General features: G+C 72.7%; 19 protein-coding genes and 2 pseudogenes. 14 read left to right on the top strand and 7 right to left on the bottom strand.

What is annotated here, in order from left to right; all coding sequences use genetic code 11:
• Positions 1-4 precede the first annotated feature (4 nt).
• Genes Prum_RS39125 through Prum_RS39105 form a run of 5 tightly spaced genes read right to left on the bottom strand, consistent with a single transcriptional unit; the run spans position 5 to position 5,150 of the window.
• Positions 5-403: a RidA family protein gene (locus Prum_RS39125; protein ID WP_173081888.1), complete on the bottom strand. Its 399-nt coding sequence runs from the start codon at positions 401-403 to the stop codon at positions 5-7.
• Positions 400-1,839 carry a 2-hydroxymuconic semialdehyde dehydrogenase gene (locus tag Prum_RS39120; protein ID WP_173081886.1) on the bottom strand — a complete coding sequence of 480 codons (1,440 nt, stop codon included), beginning with the start codon at positions 1,837-1,839 and terminating at the stop codon, positions 400-402. The genes Prum_RS39125 and Prum_RS39120 overlap by 4 nt, the downstream gene beginning before the upstream one ends.
• Positions 1,830-3,131, bottom strand: coding sequence for an FAD-dependent oxidoreductase (locus tag Prum_RS39115; protein WP_173081884.1), 1,302 nt, complete (start codon positions 3,129-3,131; stop codon positions 1,830-1,832). Before Prum_RS39115 ends, Prum_RS39120 begins: the two co-directional genes overlap by 10 nt.
• Positions 3,128-4,345: a kynureninase gene (gene kynU, locus Prum_RS39110; protein WP_173081882.1), complete on the bottom strand. Its 1,218-nt coding sequence runs from the start codon at positions 4,343-4,345 to the stop codon at positions 3,128-3,130. Before kynU ends, Prum_RS39115 begins: the two co-directional genes overlap by 4 nt.
• A gap of 1 nt (position 4,346) precedes the next feature.
• Positions 4,347-5,150, bottom strand: a complete 804-nt coding sequence (locus tag Prum_RS39105; RefSeq protein ID WP_173081880.1) for a tryptophan 2,3-dioxygenase — start codon at positions 5,148-5,150, stop codon at positions 4,347-4,349.
• A gap of 118 nt (positions 5,151-5,268) precedes the next feature.
• Between Prum_RS39105 and Prum_RS39100 the strand changes: the two genes are divergently transcribed.
• Complete coding sequence (locus Prum_RS39100; RefSeq protein WP_173081878.1) at positions 5,269-5,700, top strand: Lrp/AsnC family transcriptional regulator; 432 nt, start codon at positions 5,269-5,271, stop codon at positions 5,698-5,700.
• Between the two features lie 148 nt (positions 5,701-5,848).
• Here Prum_RS39100 and Prum_RS39095 read toward each other — a convergent pair whose 3' ends face one another.
• Positions 5,849-6,865 carry an aspartate-semialdehyde dehydrogenase gene (locus Prum_RS39095; RefSeq protein ID WP_173081876.1) on the bottom strand — a complete coding sequence of 339 codons (1,017 nt, stop codon included), beginning with the start codon at positions 6,863-6,865 and terminating at the stop codon, positions 5,849-5,851.
• A 116-nt stretch (positions 6,866-6,981) separates the two neighbouring features.
• Between Prum_RS39095 and Prum_RS39090 the strand changes: the two genes are divergently transcribed.
• Complete coding sequence (locus Prum_RS39090) at positions 6,982-7,947, top strand: ATP-binding cassette domain-containing protein (protein ID WP_173081868.1); 966 nt, start codon at positions 6,982-6,984, stop codon at positions 7,945-7,947.
• Entirely contained in the window at positions 7,944-8,780 is an 837-nt protein-coding gene (locus Prum_RS39085) for an ABC transporter permease (protein ID WP_173081866.1), read from the top strand. The genes Prum_RS39090 and Prum_RS39085 overlap by 4 nt, the downstream gene beginning before the upstream one ends.
• Before the next feature lie 266 nt (positions 8,781-9,046).
• Here Prum_RS39085 and Prum_RS39080 read toward each other — a convergent pair.
• A pseudogene (locus Prum_RS39080) lies at positions 9,047-10,255 on the bottom strand (D-alanyl-D-alanine carboxypeptidase family protein); the annotation flags it as partial.
• Positions 10,256-10,638: 383 nt separating this feature from the next.
• Between Prum_RS39080 and Prum_RS39075 the strand changes: the two are divergent.
• The 11 genes and pseudogenes from Prum_RS39075 (at position 10,639) to Prum_RS39035 (ending at position 19,257) form a co-directional block, all read left to right on the top strand.
• The gene (locus Prum_RS39075; protein ID WP_173081862.1) at positions 10,639-11,979 is read left to right on the top strand and encodes an FGGY-family carbohydrate kinase; all 1,341 of its coding nucleotides are present in this window, start codon (positions 10,639-10,641) and stop codon (positions 11,977-11,979) included.
• A gap of 6 nt (positions 11,980-11,985) precedes the next feature.
• Positions 11,986-12,882 (top strand): hypothetical protein, encoded by an 897-nt coding sequence (locus Prum_RS39070; protein ID WP_173081860.1) that lies wholly within the window; start codon positions 11,986-11,988, stop codon positions 12,880-12,882.
• Complete coding sequence (locus tag Prum_RS39065; RefSeq protein ID WP_173081858.1) at positions 12,879-13,631, top strand: ATP-binding cassette domain-containing protein; 753 nt, start codon at positions 12,879-12,881, stop codon at positions 13,629-13,631. Before Prum_RS39070 ends, Prum_RS39065 begins: the two co-directional genes overlap by 4 nt.
• Positions 13,628-14,158: pseudogene (locus tag Prum_RS55440) on the top strand (ABC transporter permease subunit); the annotation flags it as partial. The gene Prum_RS39065 and the pseudogene Prum_RS55440, both read left to right, overlap by 4 nt.
• 119 nt (positions 14,159-14,277) lie before the next feature.
• Positions 14,278-14,820, top strand: a complete 543-nt coding sequence (locus Prum_RS55435) for an ABC transporter permease (RefSeq protein WP_371871413.1) — start codon at positions 14,278-14,280, stop codon at positions 14,818-14,820.
• Positions 14,729-15,724 carry an ABC transporter substrate-binding protein gene (locus Prum_RS55430; protein ID WP_173081857.1) on the top strand — a complete coding sequence of 332 codons (996 nt, stop codon included), beginning with the start codon at positions 14,729-14,731 and terminating at the stop codon, positions 15,722-15,724. Before Prum_RS55435 ends, Prum_RS55430 begins: the two co-directional genes overlap by 92 nt.
• 60 nt (positions 15,725-15,784) lie before the next feature.
• Entirely contained in the window at positions 15,785-16,171 is a 387-nt protein-coding gene (locus Prum_RS52720; RefSeq protein WP_246278398.1) for a beta/alpha barrel domain-containing protein, read from the top strand.
• Complete coding sequence (locus Prum_RS39050) at positions 16,060-16,704, top strand: beta/alpha barrel domain-containing protein (RefSeq protein ID WP_246278397.1); 645 nt, start codon at positions 16,060-16,062, stop codon at positions 16,702-16,704. The genes Prum_RS52720 and Prum_RS39050 overlap by 112 nt, the downstream gene beginning before the upstream one ends.
• A gap of 2 nt (positions 16,705-16,706) precedes the next feature.
• Positions 16,707-17,255, top strand: a complete 549-nt coding sequence (locus Prum_RS39045; protein WP_173081855.1) for a P-loop nucleotide/nucleoside kinase family protein — start codon at positions 16,707-16,709, stop codon at positions 17,253-17,255.
• 29 nt (positions 17,256-17,284) lie between these two features.
• Complete coding sequence (locus Prum_RS39040; RefSeq protein ID WP_173081853.1) at positions 17,285-18,247, top strand: 1-phosphofructokinase family hexose kinase; 963 nt, start codon at positions 17,285-17,287, stop codon at positions 18,245-18,247.
• Positions 18,247-19,257 (top strand): LacI family DNA-binding transcriptional regulator, encoded by a 1,011-nt coding sequence (locus Prum_RS39035; RefSeq protein ID WP_173081851.1) that lies wholly within the window; start codon positions 18,247-18,249, stop codon positions 19,255-19,257. Before Prum_RS39040 ends, Prum_RS39035 begins: the two co-directional genes overlap by 1 nt.
• Positions 19,258-19,297: the final 40 nt, after the last annotated feature.

Here is a 19,297-nt window from a genome sequence, read left to right as displayed (position 1 = left end):
CCCCCTACGGTAGAAGTGCGACGGCCTGCATCTCGATCAGCAGGTGCGGGTGCGGGAGTTGGTGCACGGCGACGGTGGTACGCGCCGGGCCGCTCTCGTCGAAGTACTCGGCGTACACCTCGTTGTAGCCGCCGAAGTCGTTCATGTTGACCAGGTAGGTGGTCAGCTGGGTCAGGTCCTCCAGGTTGGCGCCGACGGCCCGCAGGATGTCCCGGACGTTCTCGATGACCGCCCGGGTCTGCACCCGGATGTCCAACGTGGTCGTGCCGAGTTCGTCCACAGTGGCGCCGGCGATCGTGTTGTCCGGGCGCCGGCTCGACGTGCCGGAGACGAACGCGAACCCGCCGGCGACCTTCACGTGCGGGAAGCGGCCGCGGGGCTTGGCTTTGTCATCCAAGATCATGACAGGTCCACACAGACGTTGGTCAGCTCGGAGTAGAACGCCAGCGAGTGCACGCCGCCCTCGCGCCCCACGCCGGACGCCTTCATCCCGCCGAACGGCGTGCGCAGGTCGCGCAGGAACCAGGTGTTGACCCAGACCAGCCCGGCCTCCAGCGCGGCCCCGGCGCGGTGCGCGCGCCCGACGTCCCGCGTCCAGACCGTCGCCGCGAGCCCGTACTCGCTGCCGTTGGCGAGCGCGTACGCCTCCTCCTCGGTGTCGAACGGTGCGACGTGGCAGACCGGGCCGAAGATCTCCTCCCGGTTGGTGCGGGCGTCCGGCGGGAGTCCGGTGAGGACGGTCGGCTGGACGTACGCGCCGCCGTCCCGGGCGTCCCCGAACGACGGCACGCCGCCGCCGGTCACCACCGTGGCGCCCTCGGCGCGGGCCAGCGCGTAGTGGGAGAGCACCTTCTCCCGGTGCTGCCGCGAGATCATCGGCATCGTGGTGACGCCCTCGTCCTGCGGCCAGCCGTACGCCAGCGCGCCGGCCCGTTCGGCGAGGCGGGACACGAACTCGTCGTACACCGGGCGCTGCACGTAGAGGCGCTCGGTGCACAGGCAGACCTGGCCGCCGTTGAAGAAGCTGGACCGGGCGCAGCCGTCCACCGCCGCGGTCAGGTCGGCGTCCGCGAAGACCAGGCCGGCGTTCTTGCCGCCCAGCTCGAACGAGACCGCCTTCACCCCGTCCGCCGCCGCCCGCATGATGGCGGCTCCGGTGGCCGACTCGCCGGTGAACGTGATGGCGTCGATCCCTGAGTGCCGGGTCAGGAACTCGCCGGCCGAGTCCGGGCCGAACCCGTGCACCAGATTGAAAACCCCATCGGGTACGCCGGCCGCGGCCATCGCCTCGGCGAGCAGCGACGCCGAGGAGGGCGTCTCCTCGGACGGCTTGACGACGACGGCGTTCCCGCACGCCAGCGCCGGCGCCACCTTCCAGGTGAGCAGCAGCAGCGGCAGGTTCCACGGCACGATGACGGCCACCACGCCCACCGGCTTGCGGACCGCGTAGTTCAGCACGCCGGCGGAGGCGAACGACTCGGTCGGCGCGCTCGACGCGATGTCGGCGAAGGCCCGGAAGTTGGCGGCGCCGCGTGGCACGTCGAGCGTGCGGGCCTGGGCGACCGGCTTGCCGGTGTCGGCCACCTCGGCGGCCACCAGGTCGTCGAAGCGCCGCTCCAGCTCGTCGGCGACCCGGCGCAGCACGGCCGCCCGGTCCCGCTCGGTGGTGCGCCCCCACGGGCCGGCGAGGGCGGCCCGGCCGGCGGCGACCGCGGCGTCCACCGTGGACCGGTCGGCCTCGCACACGTCGGTGACGAGGTCCCCGGTCACCGGGCTGTACGTCGGGAACGTCTTGCCCGACTCGACGAACTCCCCGCCGACGAAGTGCCTCAGCGCCATGCCGACCTCCCCAGCGCGGCGGCGGCCGCACCCGCGGCGAGCGCCACGGCCGCGCCGAGCACCTGGTGCTGGCGGCGCACCCGGCGGCGCACCTCCGCGTACGGCGTGGTGGTGAACGAGACCAGCTCGTAGCGGGAGACGTACCGGCCGGGCAGGGCGCGCTCCAGGGCGTGCTCGACCTTCTTGCCGAGCTGGAAGAGCGGGGAGGCCACCTTGTCCCGCATCTCCACGAAGTTGGCCAGCGCCATCTGGGCGATCGCCTCCACGTTCTCCCGGCGGCGGGCCTCGAACAGCGGCAGCGCGTCCGCCCACTCGTCGCCGGTCTCGGCCAGGCAGCGGTCCAGCTCGACGCAGTCCTCGAACGCGCAGTTCGCGCCCTGGCCGTAGAACGGGACGATGGCGTGCGCGGCGTCGCCGATCAGCGCCAGCCGACCGTCCACCTGCCATGGTCCACACCGGACGGTGCCGAGCTTGCCGACCGGGTTGTGCTGGTAGTCGTCGACCAGGTTGGGCATCAGCGGGAGCACATCCGGGTAGTGGACGCTGAAGTGCCGCTCGATCGCCGCCGGGCTGCTCAGCGACGCGAAGCTGGCAGTGCCGCCGTTGGGCCAGAAGAGCGTGCAGGTGAACGACCGGTCCGGGTTGGGCAGCGCGATCATCATGGAGGTGCCGCGCGGCCAGATGTGCAGGGCGCCAGGGTCGAGCGCGAAGTCGTTGCCCAACGGGGGGATCGTCAGCTCCTTGTACCCGTGGTCCAGGAAGTCCAGCGACTCGTCCAGCATCCCGTACCCGAGCAGCTGGCCGCGGACCGCGCTGCCGGCCCCGTCGGCGCCGAGGACGACGTCGGCGGCGGCCTCGACCTTGCCCTGCGGCGTCTCGAATACCAGCGGGTCGAGCCCGACGAGCCGGTGCTCGAAGACGAGGCGCACGCCGGGTGTGGCGGCGGCCGCGTCGAGCAGCGCGTTGTTGAGCGCCCCGCGGCTGATCGAGTTGATGGCCCGACGACCGTCCACACTGTACGGCTGGAAGTCCAGGTGCCCATCGATCGGGTGGATCATCCGGCCGCGCATCGGCAGGGCCGCGGCCATCACGTCGCCGTCGAGCCCGACCCGGCGCAGCGCGTCCAGGCCGCGCTCGGACAGGGCCAGGTTGATGGAGCGCCCCCGCTCGGCCCGGCCGGCACGCGGATCCGACCGTCGCTCGTAGACGGTCACCTCGTGTCCGCGCCGGCCCAGGAAGCAGGCCAGCAGGCTGCCGGCCAGCCCGGCGCCGACCACGGCGACGTCGGTCATCCGTCCACCTCCCGGGCGAGGGCGTCGGCCGCCCGCCAGCAATCGTGGTACGTCGAGTAGAGCGGGACCGGCGCCAGCCGTACGACGTCCGGCTCGCGGGCGTCGGCGATGACGCCGTACCGGTGGCGCAGCACCTTGGTGAGCCCGGCGGCGTCAGCGACCCGCAGCGACAGCTGGCTGCCGCGCCGCTCCGGGTCGCGCGGCGTCACCACGGTCAGCGGCAGCGCGTCCAGCAGCCCGTGCAGGTATCCGGTCAGCCGTACGCTGCGCTCGCGCAGGGCCGCCATGCCCACCGTGTCGAAGATCTCCAGCGAGGTGCGCACCGGGCTCATCGCCAGGATCGGCGGGTTGGACAGCTGCCAGGCGTCGGCGGTGTCCGGCGGGCGGGCCACCGGCGCCATCTCGAAGCGGGTGGCCGGCTCGGTGCTCCACCAGCCCTCGAAGCGCGGCAGGTCGCCGCCCGTGTGTCGCTCGTGGACGAACGCGCCGGCGACCGCGCCCGGCCCGCCGTTCAGGTACTTGTACGAGCACCAGGCCGCGAAGTCCACATTCCACTCGTGCAGCCGCAGCGGCACGTTGCCCACCGCGTGTGCCATGTCCCAGCCGACAACCGCCCCGGCGGCCTGCCCGGCGGCGGTGATGCCGGCGATGTCCCGCAGCTCGCCGGTGAGGTAGTCGACACCGCCGAGCAGCACGAGCGCGATCCGGTCGCCGTACTCCTGAATGGTTTTGCGGACGTCGGCGGTCCGGATGACGGCCGTGTCGGGGTCGAGGCCGTGGAAGCGGGCCTGGCTGCGGACCGCGTAGCTGTCGGACGGGAAGGTGGTGTCCTCCACGAGGATGTGCGTGCGCTCCCCGCGCGGGCGGTAGAACGACACCATCAGCAGGTGCAGGTTGACGGTGAGGGAGTTCATCACCACGGTCTCGCTGGGCAGCGCGCCGACGAGCCGGGCGGCCGGATCCCGCAGCAGCTCGTGGTACGGCAGCCACGGGCGGTCGGCGTCCAGGTGGCCCTCGACGCCGAGGGTGGCCCAGGCGTCCAGGTCCCGGGCGAGCTCCACTGTGGTCTGTCGCGGTTGGAGCCCGAGCGAGTTGCCGGCCAGGTACGCGGTCTCGGCGTAGTCGCCGCCCTCGGCCGGCGGGATGTGGAAGAGGTCGCGGTGGCCCGGGTCGGCCGCGTCCCGCTGGCGGGCACCCTCCTCCGGGGACGTCATCTCACATCGCCGTCCGCGCCGACCACAGCTCGGGGAAGACCACGCGCGCCATGCTGCGGGTCAGCCACGTGGCACCGGCCGAGCCGCCGCTGCCGGGCTTCGCGCCCATCGTGCGCTGGACCGCGACGAGATGCTTGTAGCGCCAGTCGCCGAACTGCTCGGCCACATCGGTGAGGGCCTCGCCGAGGGCGTGCAGCGCGCTGTCCGGCCGGTCGTCCCGGTAGATCTCCACCCAGGCGGCTTCGACTCCGGGGTCGGGTTCGTGCTCCTTTGTGAGGTCGGTGTCCACCGAGACCTCGAAGCCGCGGCGGGCCAGCAGCGCGATCACGTCGTCCCAGACGCTCGGGGCGTGCAGCGCCTCGACCAACTCGGCGTGCACCTCGGCCAGCCGGTGGAAGGGCCGGATCACCGGCTCGCTCTTCAGGCCGAGCAGGAACTCCAGGTGGCGGTACATCGCGGACTGGAAGCCGGACGCCTCGCCGAGCGCGCTGCGGAAGCGGTTGAAGTCGCCCGGGGTCATCCAGCGCAGGCTCCGCCAGGCCGCGTTCAGCCCCTCCAGGTGCAGGGCGGTACGCCGCAGCGGCGGCACCGCGCCCCACACGTCGTCGTCGCGCAGCGCCCGCTGCACCTCGCCCAGCTCGAACCGGGCCAGGCCGAAGTACAGCTCCATCACCTGGCTGATCATGAGGAAGGACATCTCGCCCGGGTCCTTGCTCAGCGGCTGCTGGAGCGAGTGCAGCGTGGTGGCGTGCACATAGGCGTCGTACGGGACCTGGTCGGGAAAATCGAGCTTCGGGCCGGTCACGCCTTCATCGTCGCTCCGTGACGGGCGATCGCGGAATGCGAGATCAACGGTCGTTTAGGCTGATTGGCAGCCGGTCGTGGGCACTTGGGCCGGTCGACTTAACGAACGGAAGGTCGCCGTGGACGACATGGACTGGGCGCTGCTCCGGGAGCTGCAGCGGGACGCCCGGCTGTCGTACAGCGAGCTGTCCCGGCGCGTACACCTGTCCCCGCCGGCCGTCGCGGAACGGGTGCGGCGGCTGGAGCAGGCTGGCATCGTGACCGGCTACCACGCCCACGTCGACCTGGCCAAGGCCGGCCGGCACGTGGTCGCCGTGATCCGGATGTCCTGTTACGGGGCGCGATGCGTCTTGCGTGATCCCAGGGTGGCCCAGTGGCCCGAGGTACTGGAGATCCACCGGGTCACCGGCGACGCCTGCTGCATCCTCAAGGTCGCCACCGGCGCGATGGAGGAGTTCGAGGAGGTCATCGACCGCCTGGCCCCGTACGGCCAGCCGTCGAGCACGATGGTCCTCTCCACCCCCTTGTCCTGGCGCCCCGTGGTCCCCTGACCCCCGCGACCCCAGCCCGTTGCGCGTCGATCAAGGGTTTCTCCCGCGATCAAGGGCAAACGGCCGTGCTTTGATCTCGGATCCACGACCGTTTGCCCTTGATCGACGCGGAAATCCTTGATCGACGCGCGGGGCGGGGGCGCCACCGTTAGGCGGATATAAGCTCCGCGATCTGTACGGCGTTGAGCGCGGCGCCCTTGCGCAGGTTGTCGCTGGAGCAGAAGAACGACAGCCCGTACTCGACCGTCTCGTCGGCGCGGATCCGGCCGACGAACGTCGGGTCCTGCCCGGCGGCCTGCAGCGGCGTGGGCACGTCGCTCAGCACCACGCCGGGCGCACCGGCCAGCAGCTCCCGCGCCCGCGCCGGGCTCAGCGGGGCCGCGAACCGGGCGTTCACCTGCAGTGAGTGGCCGGTGAACACCGGCACCCGCACGCACGTGCCGGCCACCTTCAGGTCGGGAATGCCCAGGATCTTGCGGCTCTCGTTGCGCAGCTTCTGCTCCTCGTCGGTCTCGTCCGACCCGTCGTCGACGATCGACCCGGCGAGCGGCAGCACGTTGAACGCGATCGGCCCGGCGTACACCCGCGGCTCGGGGTGCTGCACCGCCGCGCCGTCGAACGCCAGCTCGGCGGCCCGGTCCGCCATCTTGCGCACCTGCTCGTCGAGCTCGGCCACGCCGACCAGGCCGCTGCCGGACACCGCCTGGTAGGTGGACACCACCATGCCGAGCAGCCCGGCCTCCGCGTGCAGCGGGCGCAGCACCGGCATCGCGGCCATCGTCGTGCAGTTCGGATTGGCGATGATGCCCTTGGGCCGCCGCGCGGCGGCGTCGGGGTTGACCTCCGACACCACCAGGGGTACGTCAGGGTCCATCCGCCATGCGGACGAGTTGTCGATCACCACCGCCCCCGCGGCGGCGACCCGCGGAGCCAGCTCTTTGGCCGTGCCCTTGCCCGCCGAGAAGAGCACGATGTCCAGGCCGCTGTAGTCGGCCGTGGCCGCGTCCTCCACGGTCACCTGGGTGTCCCGCCAGGGCAGCGCGCGGCCGGCCGAGCGGGCCGACGCGAAGAGCCGGAGGCGGTCGACGGGAAACTGGCGCTCGGCCAGCACACGGCGCATCACGCCGCCTACCTGGCCGGTGGCTCCGACAATGCCGATCTGCATGGCGCCAGGCTACCGGCCCCGTCCGTCCGGCTCTGCGGCGATTTCCCACGTTGTGAGCTGGGCCGCTGCGAGCTCGGGGCGGAAAGTTGTCGGGGTATCGGGCAGCATGACGCTCCATGGACTACGCCATCGAAGCGCAGGGCCTCGTCAAGCGGTACGGGACGGTGGTCGCCCTGGACGGGCTGGACCTCGCGGTCCCCGAAGGAACGGTAATGGGCCTGCTCGGGCCCAACGGCGCCGGCAAGACCACGGCGGTGCGCGTCTTCACCACGTTGCTGAAGGCCGACGGCGGCACGGCGCGGGTCGCCGGGCTCGACGTGGTGACCGAGGCCCGCCGGCTGCGGGAGGTGATCGGCCTCTCGGGGCAGTACGCGGCGGTCGACGAATACCTCACCGGCTTTGAAAACCTGGACATGGTCGGCCGGCTGTACGGGTTCACCGCCAAGGCCAGCCGGGAGCGGGCGCGCGAGCTGCTGGAGCGGTTCGACCTGGTGGAGGCCGGTGACCGGACGGTCAAGGGCTACTCCGGGGGCATGCGGCGCCGGCTCGACCTGGCCGGGGCGCTGGTCGCCAAGCCGCCGGTGCTCTTCCTCGACGAGCCCACCACGGGCCTCGACCCGCGCAGCCGGATAGGCATGTGGGGCGTGATCGCCGAGCTGGTCGCGGCGGGCAGCACGCTGCTGCTGACGACGCAGTACCTGGAGGAGGCCGACCGGCTGGCCGACAAGATCGCGGTCATCGACCACGGCAAGGTGATCGCGCTGGGCACGTCCGACGAGCTGAAGGAGCAGGTGGGCGGCGAGCGGCTGGAGCTGACCGTCCAGACGCGGGCCGACCTGGACAGCACCCGGACGGTGCTGGCCCCGCTCGCGTCCGGCGACATCGCGGTCGACGAGCAGACCCGGAGGGTGACGGTGCCGGTGACCGGCGGTTCGGTGGCCCTGATGGAGAGCCTGCGGCTGCTGGACGCCGAGGCCGTCAAGGTGCTGGACGTGGGCCTGCGCCGGCCCAGCCTCGACGACGTGTTCATGACGCTGACCGGCCACGCGGCCGAGGAGGAGACGGAGGTGGTAAAGCGATGACCAGCGCGACGGTCAGCACCCGGGCGACGACCTCGCCGGCCACAAAATGGGTGCGCGACGGCCTGGTGGTGGCCCGGCGCAACCTCATCAAGATCAAGCGGGTGCCCGACCTGCTGGTGTTCTCGACCGCCTCGCCGATCATGTTCGTGCTGCTGTTCGCGTACGTCTTCGGCAGCGCGATCGAGATCCCCGGGGTCTCCTACCGCGAGTACCTGATGGCCGGCATCTTCACGCAGACCATGCTCTTCGGGGCGACCATCACCGGCAGCGGTCTGGCCGACGACATCCAGAAAGGGATCGTCGACCGGTTCCGCTCGCTCCCGATGGCCCGCTCGGCCGTGCTCGTGGGGCGTACGACCAGCGACCTGGTCAACAACGTCATCGTCATCATCATCATGTCGATCACCGGGCTGCTCGTGGGCTGGCGCATCCACTCGTCCCCGCTGGAGGCGCTCGGCGGGTTCGCGCTCCTGCTGCTGTTCGCGTACGCGTTCTCGTGGGCGATGGCGGTGATCGGGCTCTCGGTGCGCAGCCCCGAGGTGTTCAACAACGCGAGCTTCATCTTCGTGTTCCCGCTGACGTTCATCGCCAACACCTTCGTCGGCACGGACAACCTGCCCGGCCCGCTGAAGGTCTTCGCCGAGTGGAACCCGGTCTCCGCGGTCACCCAGGCCGCCCGGGAGCTCTTCGGCAACACCAGCCCGGCGATGCCGCCGCCGGACGCGTGGCCGCTGCGGCATCCGGTGGTGACGTCGTTCGCCTGGGTCGTCGTGCTGTTGGCGATCTTCGTGCCGCTCGCGGTGCAGCGCTATAAGAAGGCGGTGAGCCGTTAGGGCCTGTCGTCGCGGTAGCGGGAGCCGCCGCGGTAACCGTCCGGCGGCGGGGCATCCCGCCGGCCGGCGGGCGGCGGGCGGTCCCACGGGCGACCGGGCGACCGCGAGGCGTCCCGGTGGCCGGGCGACCGCGGATCGGCCCGGCGCGGTGCGCGAGCGCCGTCGGTCCGCAGTGGACGGCCGCCGTCCCGGGCGACCAGCGGCGCGGTCGGGTCGCGTAGGGCGCGGCGGCGTTCCAGCGCGGCGCGGCGGGCCCGGACGACGGCCCGGCGGCGGGTGACCATCACCAGCAGCACGAGCAGCACGGCCGCCACGGCGACCGCCAACCCGACCGCGGCGGTCGGCGACGACCCCGGCACGCCCGTGCTGGCGGACGCCCCGGCGGGCGCGTCCTGGCCGGCGCGGGGCTCGGCCGGCGCCGGCGTCGGGTCGACCTCGCCCGGGTCGACGAGGCGGCCGACCGTGGCCTCGGCCGGGAGCGCGAACCCCCAGTCGAGCAGCTTCGCGGTCTGCGCCGAGGCGCGCAGCGGGCGGGCCTCGGCGCCCAGCACGGCGGCCACCAGGGTGCGGTCGCCGCGCTTGGCCGCGCCCACGAACGAGTGCCGGGCCAGCGTGGTGAATCCGCTCTTCCCGCCCAACGCCCCCGGGTACGTCTTGAGCAGCGCGTTGTCGTTCTGGATCTGGAAGCCGCGCGGGTCCTTCGGCGGCTGGGCCGGGATCTTCGCGGTCTTGGTGGCCACGTACTTGCGGAAGTCGGCGCGGGCGAAGCAGGCGCGCGCGATCAGCGCCAGGTCGTACGCGCTCGTGAACTGGCCCGGCCCGTCCAGCCCGGACGGGGTGACCGCGTGGGTTTGCAGGGCACCGAGCCGGCGGGCTTCGGCGTTCATGGCGGCGACGCCGGCGGCCTGCCCGCCCGACCCGCCGCCGGTGCGGGCGAGCGCGTTGGCGGCGTCGTTGCCCGAGTCGAAGAGCAGGCCCATCCACAGCGTCTCGACCGTGTACTTGCCGCCCAGCAGCAGCCCGACCGCCGAACTGCCCGGCTCGATGGCGAGATCCTGCCGGGTCACCATGACGACCTGCTTCGGGTCCAGCTTCGGCATCATCGTGGCGGCCAGCAGCATCTTCTGCACGCTGGCCGGGGTGGCGTACTCGTGCGGGCCGCAGGCGCCGAGCACCTGGCCGGTGTCCAGGTCGGCGACGATCCACGAGGAGGCCGTCAGGCTCGGCGGGGTGGGCGCGCCGGCCGGGACGGTCAGCCCGGCGGTGGCGAGCCCTTCGCCGCCGATCACGGCCTGCTCGGGCGGCAGGGCCGGCGGCGACGGTTTGGGCGGCCGGGACGGCACGGGCGACGGCTGGGTGGCCGGGCACGCCACGAACTCCGGCGCCGCCACCGCCGGTCCGCTCACCCCGACAACCGCCCCGCTCGCCAGAACTGTGCCCGCCAGCACCGCGCCGAATCCCCGCTTACCCCACATCGCCGACGAGCCTAACGGCCTCTCCCCCGCCTTGGTAGGCCGACGATCTAGCGCGTGGCCGACGTGCTGACCGCCGAGTAGGGGGCGCGTGGCGGGCGGGGTAACGGGAGACCCGTGTGTAACGGAGAGGTTTCGGGTTCTTGACGAATCGTGGGCGCGGGAAATAGCGTCCCAGTCATGACATCGATGTCATAGGGGTGACCACTGGCATCAGGAGGCTGCGTGCGCGTCATGGGGACTCACGAGCATCGCCACAGGCGGGCGGTAGCGCTCCCAGAAATCGCTGTATTGCAGGGGAAGCAGCCAAGCGCCGGGTGCGCGGGCTGGGCTACGGAAGCACGCCGGACGCGACGTGGCACCGGTCACATCAACGAGATTCGTCCATGACTACGATGACATCCGCGCTCCTGGTCGGCGTCGACATGGGCACCAGCCGGGTCAAGGCGATCGCCGTTGACCTGGGCGGGGTCGTCCGCGGCGAGGCCGAGCGGCCCACCCCGTGGCGGCGCGAGGCCGGCCGTACGGAGGTCGACCCGGCCGCGCTCGCCGACCTCGCCCGCACGGTGGCCGCCGAGGCGGCGACGGCAGCCGCCGAGGAGCCGACCGTGCTCGGCATCGGCGTCACCGGCATGGCCGAGACCGGCGTCCTCGTCGACGGGCAGGACCGGCCGCTCGCCCCCGCGATCGCCTGGCACGACCCGCGCGGCGACCTGGACACGATCAGCAAGGAACTGGGCGACACGACGTTCCGGACGACGACAGGGCTGCCGGTCACCCCGATGCCGTCCCTGGGCAAGCTGCTGTGGCTGCGCCGCAACAACCCGGACACCAAGGACGCGACGCGCTTCTACTCCGTCGCCGAGTGGGTCGTACGGCGGCTCGGCGGCCAGCCGGTCGCCGAGCTGTCCCTGGCCAGCCGCACCGGCCTGCTCGACCTCGCCAGCACCCGGCCGTGGGACGCCGCCACCGCACTGCTGGACTGGCCGCCGCTGCTGTCCGACCTGGTCGTGGCCGGTACGCCGGCGGGCCGGGTCGGCGGGGACGACGCTCCCCCGGTCCTGCGTGGCGCGGTGCTGACCGTCGCGGGCCACGACCACCAGGTGGCGGCGTACGGCGTCGGCGCCGCCACCGACGGGGCCCTTTTCGACTCCCTCGGTACGGCGGAGGCGCTGGTCCGCACGATCCGCCCGCCGCTGGACCCGGTGGAGATCGACGGGCTGGCCCGGCGCGGGATGACGGTCGGCTGGGGCGTGGTGGCCGGCCACCTGTGCATCCTCGCCGGGCTGCCGACCGGGCTCACCCTCGGCCGGATCGCCACCATGATCGGCGCCGGCACCCCCGCCGACCGGGACGCGCTGGGCGAGCAGGCCCTGGCCGCCACGGCGCACCCCACGCTGCGCCTCGTCGACCCGCGCGACGGGCAGTTCGGGCTCGCCGGGATCAGCGACGGGGTCACGCCGGGCGTGCTCTGGCGTACCGCGGTCGAGGACCTCGTCGCCTCCGCCGAGCGGCTCCTTGAGCGGATCGACGCGCTGGCCGGGTCGTACCGCGATGTGGTCGCCGCCGGCGGCTGGCTGCGCAACCCGGCGCTGCTGGCGGCCAAGCGGCGGCAGTACCCGCGGATGCGCACGACCACCATCACCGAACCGGGCGCCTACGGCGCCGCGCTTTTGGCCGCCGCGGCGGCCGGCACCCCCCTCAACACCCAGCCCCAGGAAAGGTAACCCGCAATGCCCACCACCCTTGATCAGATCGCCAACGAGGCGGGGACGTTCGCCATCCTCGCCATGGACCAGCGCGGCACGCTGCGGAAGATGCTCGACAAGGCCGGTCAGCCGTCCGCCGACCAGGACCTGAGCGACTTCAAGGTGGACGTGATCGGCGCGCTGTCGCCGTTCGCGTCCGGGGTGCTCACCGATGTCGAGTACGGCGTCGGGCCGGTCCGCGCGGCCGCCGCCCTCGACGAGCGGGCCGGCCTGCTCATCTCCAGCGAGCGCTCGCCGCAGCCGACCTGGAACGGCGAGCAGCGCACCGAGTACTCGTCCGCCGAACGGGGTCCGGACTTCGTCGCGGAGAACGGCGGCGTCGCGCTGAAGTTCCTGGTCCGCTGGCGCCCGGACCGGCCGGCCGGCGCGGATGAGCCGGACCTGGCCCGGGAGGCCCTGGACGCGGTGCGCGCGGTCATCGCCGACTGCCGGAGGGCCGGCATGCCGTCCGTGATCGAGCCGCTGGTGACCCTGCTGCCCGGCGACGACCCGGCGCAGAAGCACCGGCTGGTGATCCGCTCCGCCGAGCTGCTCGCCGAGCTGGGCCCGGACCTGCTGAAGCTGGAGTGGCCCGGCGACGCGCAGGGCTGTGCTGAGGTCAGCAAGGTCTGCGGCGCCGTGCCGTGGGCGCTGCTGTCCGCGGGCGTGGCGTACGAGGAGTTCGTCCAGCGGGTGCTCACCGCCATGGACGCGGGCGCCACCGGGTACATCGCGGGCCGCGCGTTCTGGGGCGAGGCGGTGAACCTCACCGGCGACGAGCGGCGGCGGTTCCTGCGTACCACGGCGGTGGACCGGATGGCCGCGCTGAACGCGGCGATCGAGGGCCACGGCCGGCCATGGCGGGAGGTGGCAACGGCATGACAGAGCCAGTCTTGGGCGCGTACGGCGTGGTCAAGACCTTCGGCCACGTACGGGCGCTGCGGCACGCCTCGTTCGAGGCGTTCCCCGGTGAGGTCACCGCGCTGGTCGGCGACAACGGCGCGGGCAAGTCCACGCTGACCAAGATCCTGGCCGGCGTCTTCGGCCCGGACGAGGGCGAGGTACGCGTCGACGGCCAGCCGGTGCGCCTCGCCGACCCGCACGACGCCAAGCGGCGGGGCATCGAGACGGTGTACCAGGACCTGGCGCTGGCGCCGGACCTGGACGCGGCCGCCAACGTGTTCCTCGGCCGCGAGGTACGCCGGTTCGGGTTCCTGCACAACCACCCGGAGATGCGCCGGCGCACCGCGACCGCGTTCAAGGACCTCGGTGTGGGCCTGGTGCAGGACATGCGGGCGCCGGTGGCGGCGTTCTCCGGCGGGCAGAAGCAGTCGGTGGCGATCGCCCGCGCGGCGATGTGGGCCACCAAGGTGATCCTGATGGACGAGCCGACCGCGGCGCTCGGCGTCATCCAGACCGCGAAGGTGCTGGAGCTGGTCGAGCGGATCCGGGACCGGGGCATCGCGGTCGTGTTCATCTCGCACAACCTGCCGCAGGTGCTGCAGGTCGCCGACCGGATCGAGGTGCTACGGCTGGGCGCGCGGGTGGCCCGGTTCCAGCGCGGCGAGGCCGACGTCGACCGGCTCATCGCGGCGATTTCCGGCGCGTACGCGAACGAGGTGGGGAAATGACCGCGCAAACCAAGCCCACCGAGCCCGACACGCAGGAGCCGGTGACCCCGCGGGTCTCCTTCGTCTGGGCGCTGGTGCGCAACCCCACGATGGTCACCTTCGGCGTCCTGTTGCTGATCATCGCGGCGTTCTCCATCATGGCGCCGGACACGTTCACCCAGCGCAGCAACTTCGTGCAGCTCGCGCAGAACGTGGCCATCCTGACCGTGGTCAGCGTCGGCACCACGTTCGTCGTGATCACCGCCGGCGTGGACCTGTCCATCCCGAGCGGCATCGTGCTCGGCGAGGTGTTCGCCGTGCACGCGCTGCAGCTCATCAACACCGGCGACGGCACCACCGCGGCGGACGTGGCCGCGGACCAGACCAAGGGCTGGTACATGCTGGTCGCGCTCGCGGGGGCGCTGCTGGCCGGGCTGCTCATCGGCACGATCAACGGCCTCGTCGTGGCGTACCTGAAGGTGCCGCCGCTGCTGGCGACGCTGGGCACGCTGGGCGCCGGCCTCGGGTTCGCGCTGATCCTGCAGAACGGCGTCAACACCGCCACGTACGCGCTGGACCCGGTCGGGCACGGCTCGTGGATCCCGGGATCCCCAACCTCATCCCGATCGCGCTGCTCGTCGTCGCCGCCGGCTTCGTGCTGCTGCACATGGCGGTGTTCGGGCGGCACACGTTCGCCATCGGCTCCAACCCGGAGGCGGCGAGCCGGGCCGGCATCAACGTCAAGCGGCACCTGCTCAAGGTCTACATCATCGGCGGTACGGCGGCTGGCTTCGCGGGCTTCCTGTCGCTGGCGTACTTCAGCACCACCAGCATCGGCGGGCACTCGACCGACAACCTGCAGGCCATCACCGCGGTGGCCCTGGGCGGCACCAGCCTCTTCGGGGCGTCGGCTCGATCATCGGGACCCTCATCGGGGTGTGGATCCCGGCGGTGCTCAAGAACGGCTTCGTCATCACGGGGGTCCAGCCCTACTGGCAGGACGTCGCGGTGGGCCTGGTGCTCATCGTCGCCGTCTGGTTCGACCAGCTCCGCCGTCGCTCGCGCGACCGGGGCTGAGGCAATCCCGACCCACGGAAAGACCCCACAGGAGGAAACCCATGAAGAAGATCGCGGCGGTAGTCGCCGCCGGGGTGCTGCTGCTGGCCGCCGGCTGCGCGGACGACGACGGAGGCACCTCGGGCACAGGTAGCGACAGCGGCTCCGCCTCCGGCAAGAAGTTCGTGCTCATGGTCGGCGTCAAGGGCGACCCGTTCTACATCTCGATGGAGTGCGGCGCCCAGGAGAAGGCCAAGGAGCTCGGCGTCGAGCTGCAAGTGCAGGGCCCGGACAAGTTCGACGCCACCCTGCAGAACCCGCTGCTCGACGCGGTGGCCGCGGCCAAGCCGGCCGCGCTGCTGGTGGCCCCGAACGACGTGAAGGCGTCGGCCACGCCGCTGAAGCGGATCCAGGACGCCGGCAGCAAGGTCGTGCTCGTGGACACCACAGTGGACGACACCAGCATCGGCGCGTCCCGGATCGCCACCGACAACAAGCTCGGCGGCACGAAGGCCGCCGAGGCGCTCAACGAGCTGCTCGGCGGCGCCAAGGGCAAGGTGCTCGTCATCTCCACCGACCCCGGTGTGTCCTCCGTGGACGCCCGGGTGGCCGGCTTCGAGGAGGCCGTGAAGACCAAGTACACCAACTTCACGCTCGCCGCGGCCACCCAGTACTCGCACAACTCGCCGCAGACGGCCGCCAGCATCATCCAGGCCGAACTGCAGCGCAGCCCGGACATCGTGGGCGTCTTCGCCACCAACCTCTTCTCCGCGCAGGGCACGGCGACCGGCGTGCGCGCCGCGGGCAAGAGCAACCAGGTCAAGGTCGTCGGCTTCGACGCCGGCCCGGACCAGATCAAGCAGCTGGAGGCCGGTGACGTGCAGGCGCTGGTGGCGCAGAAGCCGTACGACATCGGGGTGCAGGGTGTCGAGCAGGCCGCCGCCGCGGTCGAGGGCAAGACGGTGACGGCGAGCATCGCCACCGAGTCCCTCATCGTCACCAAGGACAACATGAGCAACCCCGACGTCAGCAAGTACATCTACAAAGACAAGTGCTGAACGTGTGGGGCCGGACGACCGTGGGACGTCCGGCCCCACACCTCGTGTGAAGGGACCACAGTGGACCTCGGCATCGTTCGCCGCCTGACCCGCCTCGCCACCGACGACGGCTTCTTCTGCGTCGCCGCGCTCGACCATCCGGAGAACTACCTGGCGCTGCTCGACCCCGACATCACGCGGGTGTCGTACGAGACCGCCGTGGAGTCCAAACTGGACCTCGGCGCCGCGCTGGCCCGGCACGCGTCCGGCCTGCTGCTGGACCCCGTGTACGCGCTCGGGCAGGCGATCGCCACCGGCGCCCTCCCCGGGACACCGGGCTCGTCGCCCCGATCGAGGTGCTGGCGTACCGGCCGGACACGCCGCCCGGCTGGGACACCGCCACCCGGCTGCGTCCGAAGTGGACCCCGGAGAAGATGGCCAAGCTCGGCGTCGACGGGGTCAAGCTGATCCTGTTCTACCGGGCCGACCTGACCGAGACCGCCGCGGAGCAGCGCAAGCTGGTCGCCGACCTGGCCGCGGACTGCCACGCGTGGCGGCTCCCGCTGATCGTCGAGCCGATCTGGTACCCGCTGCCCGGCGAGGAGCCCGGCGAGACCCAGCGGGCCGACGCCATCGTCGCGTCCGCCGCCGAGTTCACGCTGCTGGGCCTGGACATCCTCAAGATGCAGTACCCCGGTTCGGCCGGCGCCTGCCGGGACCTGGACGCCGCCGCCACCGTCCCGTGGGTGCTGCTGAGCGAGGGCGCCGGCTTCGACGACTTCGCGGCCCAGATGGAGGTCGCGGCCCGCGCCGGCGCCAGCGGCTACATCGCCGGCCGCGCGGTCTGGGGCGACGCGGTCGGGCGTACCGCCGCTCTGGGACGCGTCGGCGAGCGCCTGGACGCCCTCAACGCCATCGTCCGCGCGCACGGCCGCCCCTGGGCCGAGCGGGTGCCGGCGGGCGCGATCACGCCCACCTGGTACGAGGCGTACGGGGAATAGGCATGGACGCCCGGGCGTACGTGGTGGCCGGGGCGCCGGCGACGGGCAAGAGCACGTTCGGCGCGGCGCTGGCCCATGCGGCCACCGCCGCGCCGCTGGACCAGGACGTGCTCACCGGGCCGCTGACCGCCGTCGTGGCCGGCCTCGTCGGCGCCGCGCCGGGCGATCTCGACGATCCCCGGGTACGCGGTGCCACCCGCACCGCCACCTACGACGCGCTCCTCGACACCGCCACCGGGTGCCTGGCCGCCGGGGTGTCCGTGGTGCTGGTCGCGCCGTTCACGGCGGAGCGGTCCGACCCGGGCGCCTGGGCCGTGCTCAAGGACCGCTTGAACGCCCCGGGCGGCGTCGTGCTCGCCTGGACCACCTGCCCGCCGGCCGAGGTGTCCCGCCGGCTGGCCGCCCGCGGCGCCCCGCGCGACGTGCGCAAGCTGTCCGACGTCGACGGCTTCCTGCGCTCCGGCGCCCTCGACCCACCGCGGGTGCCGCACGTCGTGGTGGACACCACCGCGCCCCCGGCGCGCCAGATCGCCGCAGTCCTGACCCGGTAGCCTGCCATCGGCTTTTCATTGGAGGACCCTTGCTCATCGCGACGCCGAACATCACCGTCGACCGGACGGTCCGGCTGCCGGAACTGCGGCCGGGGAGCGTGCTGCGGCCGTACCGGGCGGTGGTGACCGCGGGCGGCAAGGGCCTCAACGTGGGCCGGGTGTCCGCCGCGTTCGGGCGCCGGGCCACCCTGGTCAGCTTCCAGCCGGAGGCGGACGCGGACACCGTCGCGCGCCTGTTCGCCGCGGAGCCGGTGCAGTTCGCCGGCGTGCCGGTGCCGGGCGACGTCCGGGTGGCCACCATCTACCTGGAGGACTCCGGCCGGGTGACAGTGCTCAACGAGCCCGGCCCGCAGATCTCCGCCGAGGCATGGGCCCGGTACGAGGACGCGCTGGCCGCCGAGCTGGCCAGCGGCCGGCACGCCACGCTCGTCTGCTCGGGCAGCCTGCCCCCGGGCGTACCGGACGACGGGTACGGCCGGCTCACCCGGATCGGGCGCGACGCCGGCGTACGGGTGGTCGTGGATGCCGCCCGGTCCGCGCTCGCCGGCACGCTCGCGGCCGGCCCGGACGTGGTCACGCCCAACCTGGCCGAGGCCGAGGGGGTGCTGGCCGGGCACGAGGAGGAATCGGTACATGAGGACGACCCTGACGTACCAGATCGGGCTGCCGAAGCGGTGCGCGAGCTGTGCCGGCGGGGCGCGCGCTCGGCGGCGGTGACCGCCGGCGCGGCCGGTACGGCCTACGGCGACGCGACCGACGTCGCCTGGGTGCCCACCGTCCGGGTGGACGTGGTGAACCCGATCGGCGCCGGCGACTCGTTCGTGGGCGGCCTGGTCGAGGCGTTCGAGGAGGGGCGTACCGGGATCGACGCGGTGGTCTTCGCGGTCGCGACCGCGACCGCGTCCGTCGAGCAGGAACTGGCCGGCGGCGTCGACCCGGCGCGGGCGCGGGAGCTGGCCGCGGCGCTCGCGGGCGCCCGCCTGGGGGCCTGATGTCCCGCCGGCCCACGCTCCGCGACGTCTCGATCCTCGCCGGGGTGAGCGCCAAGACGGTCTCCCGGGTGGTCAACGACGACCCGGCCGTCGCCCCCGGCACCGCCGAGCGGGTCCAGGCGGCCATCCGCGAGCTGGGCTTCCACCCCAACCCGGTGGCCCGGTCGCTGCGCGTGGGCCGGGACGACGCGGTCGGCCTGGTGGTGGAGAACATCGCCGACCCGTTCTTCGCCGAGGTCACCAGCGCGGTCGAGGAGCTGGCCCGGGAGCGCGGCATGTTCGTCGTGATCTCCAGCGCCGGGTACGCGCCGGAGAACGAGCGGGTGGTGGTCAACGGCCTGGCCAACCGCCGGGTCGCCGGCCTGATCATCACGCCGACCTCGGGCGATCACTCCTACCTCGGGCACGGGCCGGCCCGCTTCCCCACCGTGTTCGTGGACCGGCCGCCGATCCAGCACGACTCCGACACCGTGCTCGCCGACAACGAGGGCGGCGCCCGGCTGGCCACCAAACACGTGATCGACCACGGGCACCGCCGGGTCGCGTTCATCGGCGACCGGCTGCACATCTACACCACCCGGCTGCGCTACCAGGGCTTTCGCGCGGCGATGCTGGAGGCCGGCCTGCCGGTCGACGAGCGGCTGGTCCGGGTCGACGCGATGGGCGCCCAGAACTCCACCTCCGCGATGGTGGACATGCTGCACGCGGACCCGTCCCCCACCGCGGTGATCTCGGCGAACGCGCGCACCTCGCTCGGCGTGGTCAGGGCCCTGCACCAGGAGGACCGCACCGACGTCGCGCACGTCAGCTTCGACGACTTCCAGGGCGCGGAGAGCCTCAACCCGCCGGTGACGGCGGTCTACCAGGACCCGCAGGGCATGGGCCGGCAGGCCGCCGAGCTGCTCTTCGACCGGATCAACGGCGCGGACGGCCCGCCCCGCCGCGTGGTCCTCCCCGTCCGCCTCATCATCCGCGGCTCCGGCGAACTCCCACCCCCACCGGGCGGTTAGGAAGGGCCCCCTCCTATGCAAAAAGCGCTAATAGGGTGCC

Origin of the sequence: Phytohabitans rumicis, assembly GCF_011764445.1 — a bacterium.
In the GTDB taxonomy this organism is placed as follows: domain Bacteria; phylum Actinomycetota; class Actinomycetes; order Mycobacteriales; family Micromonosporaceae; genus Phytohabitans; species Phytohabitans rumicis.
Note: the sequence above shows the minus strand (reverse complement) of the source record. Positions and strands in the feature narration are given on the sequence as shown.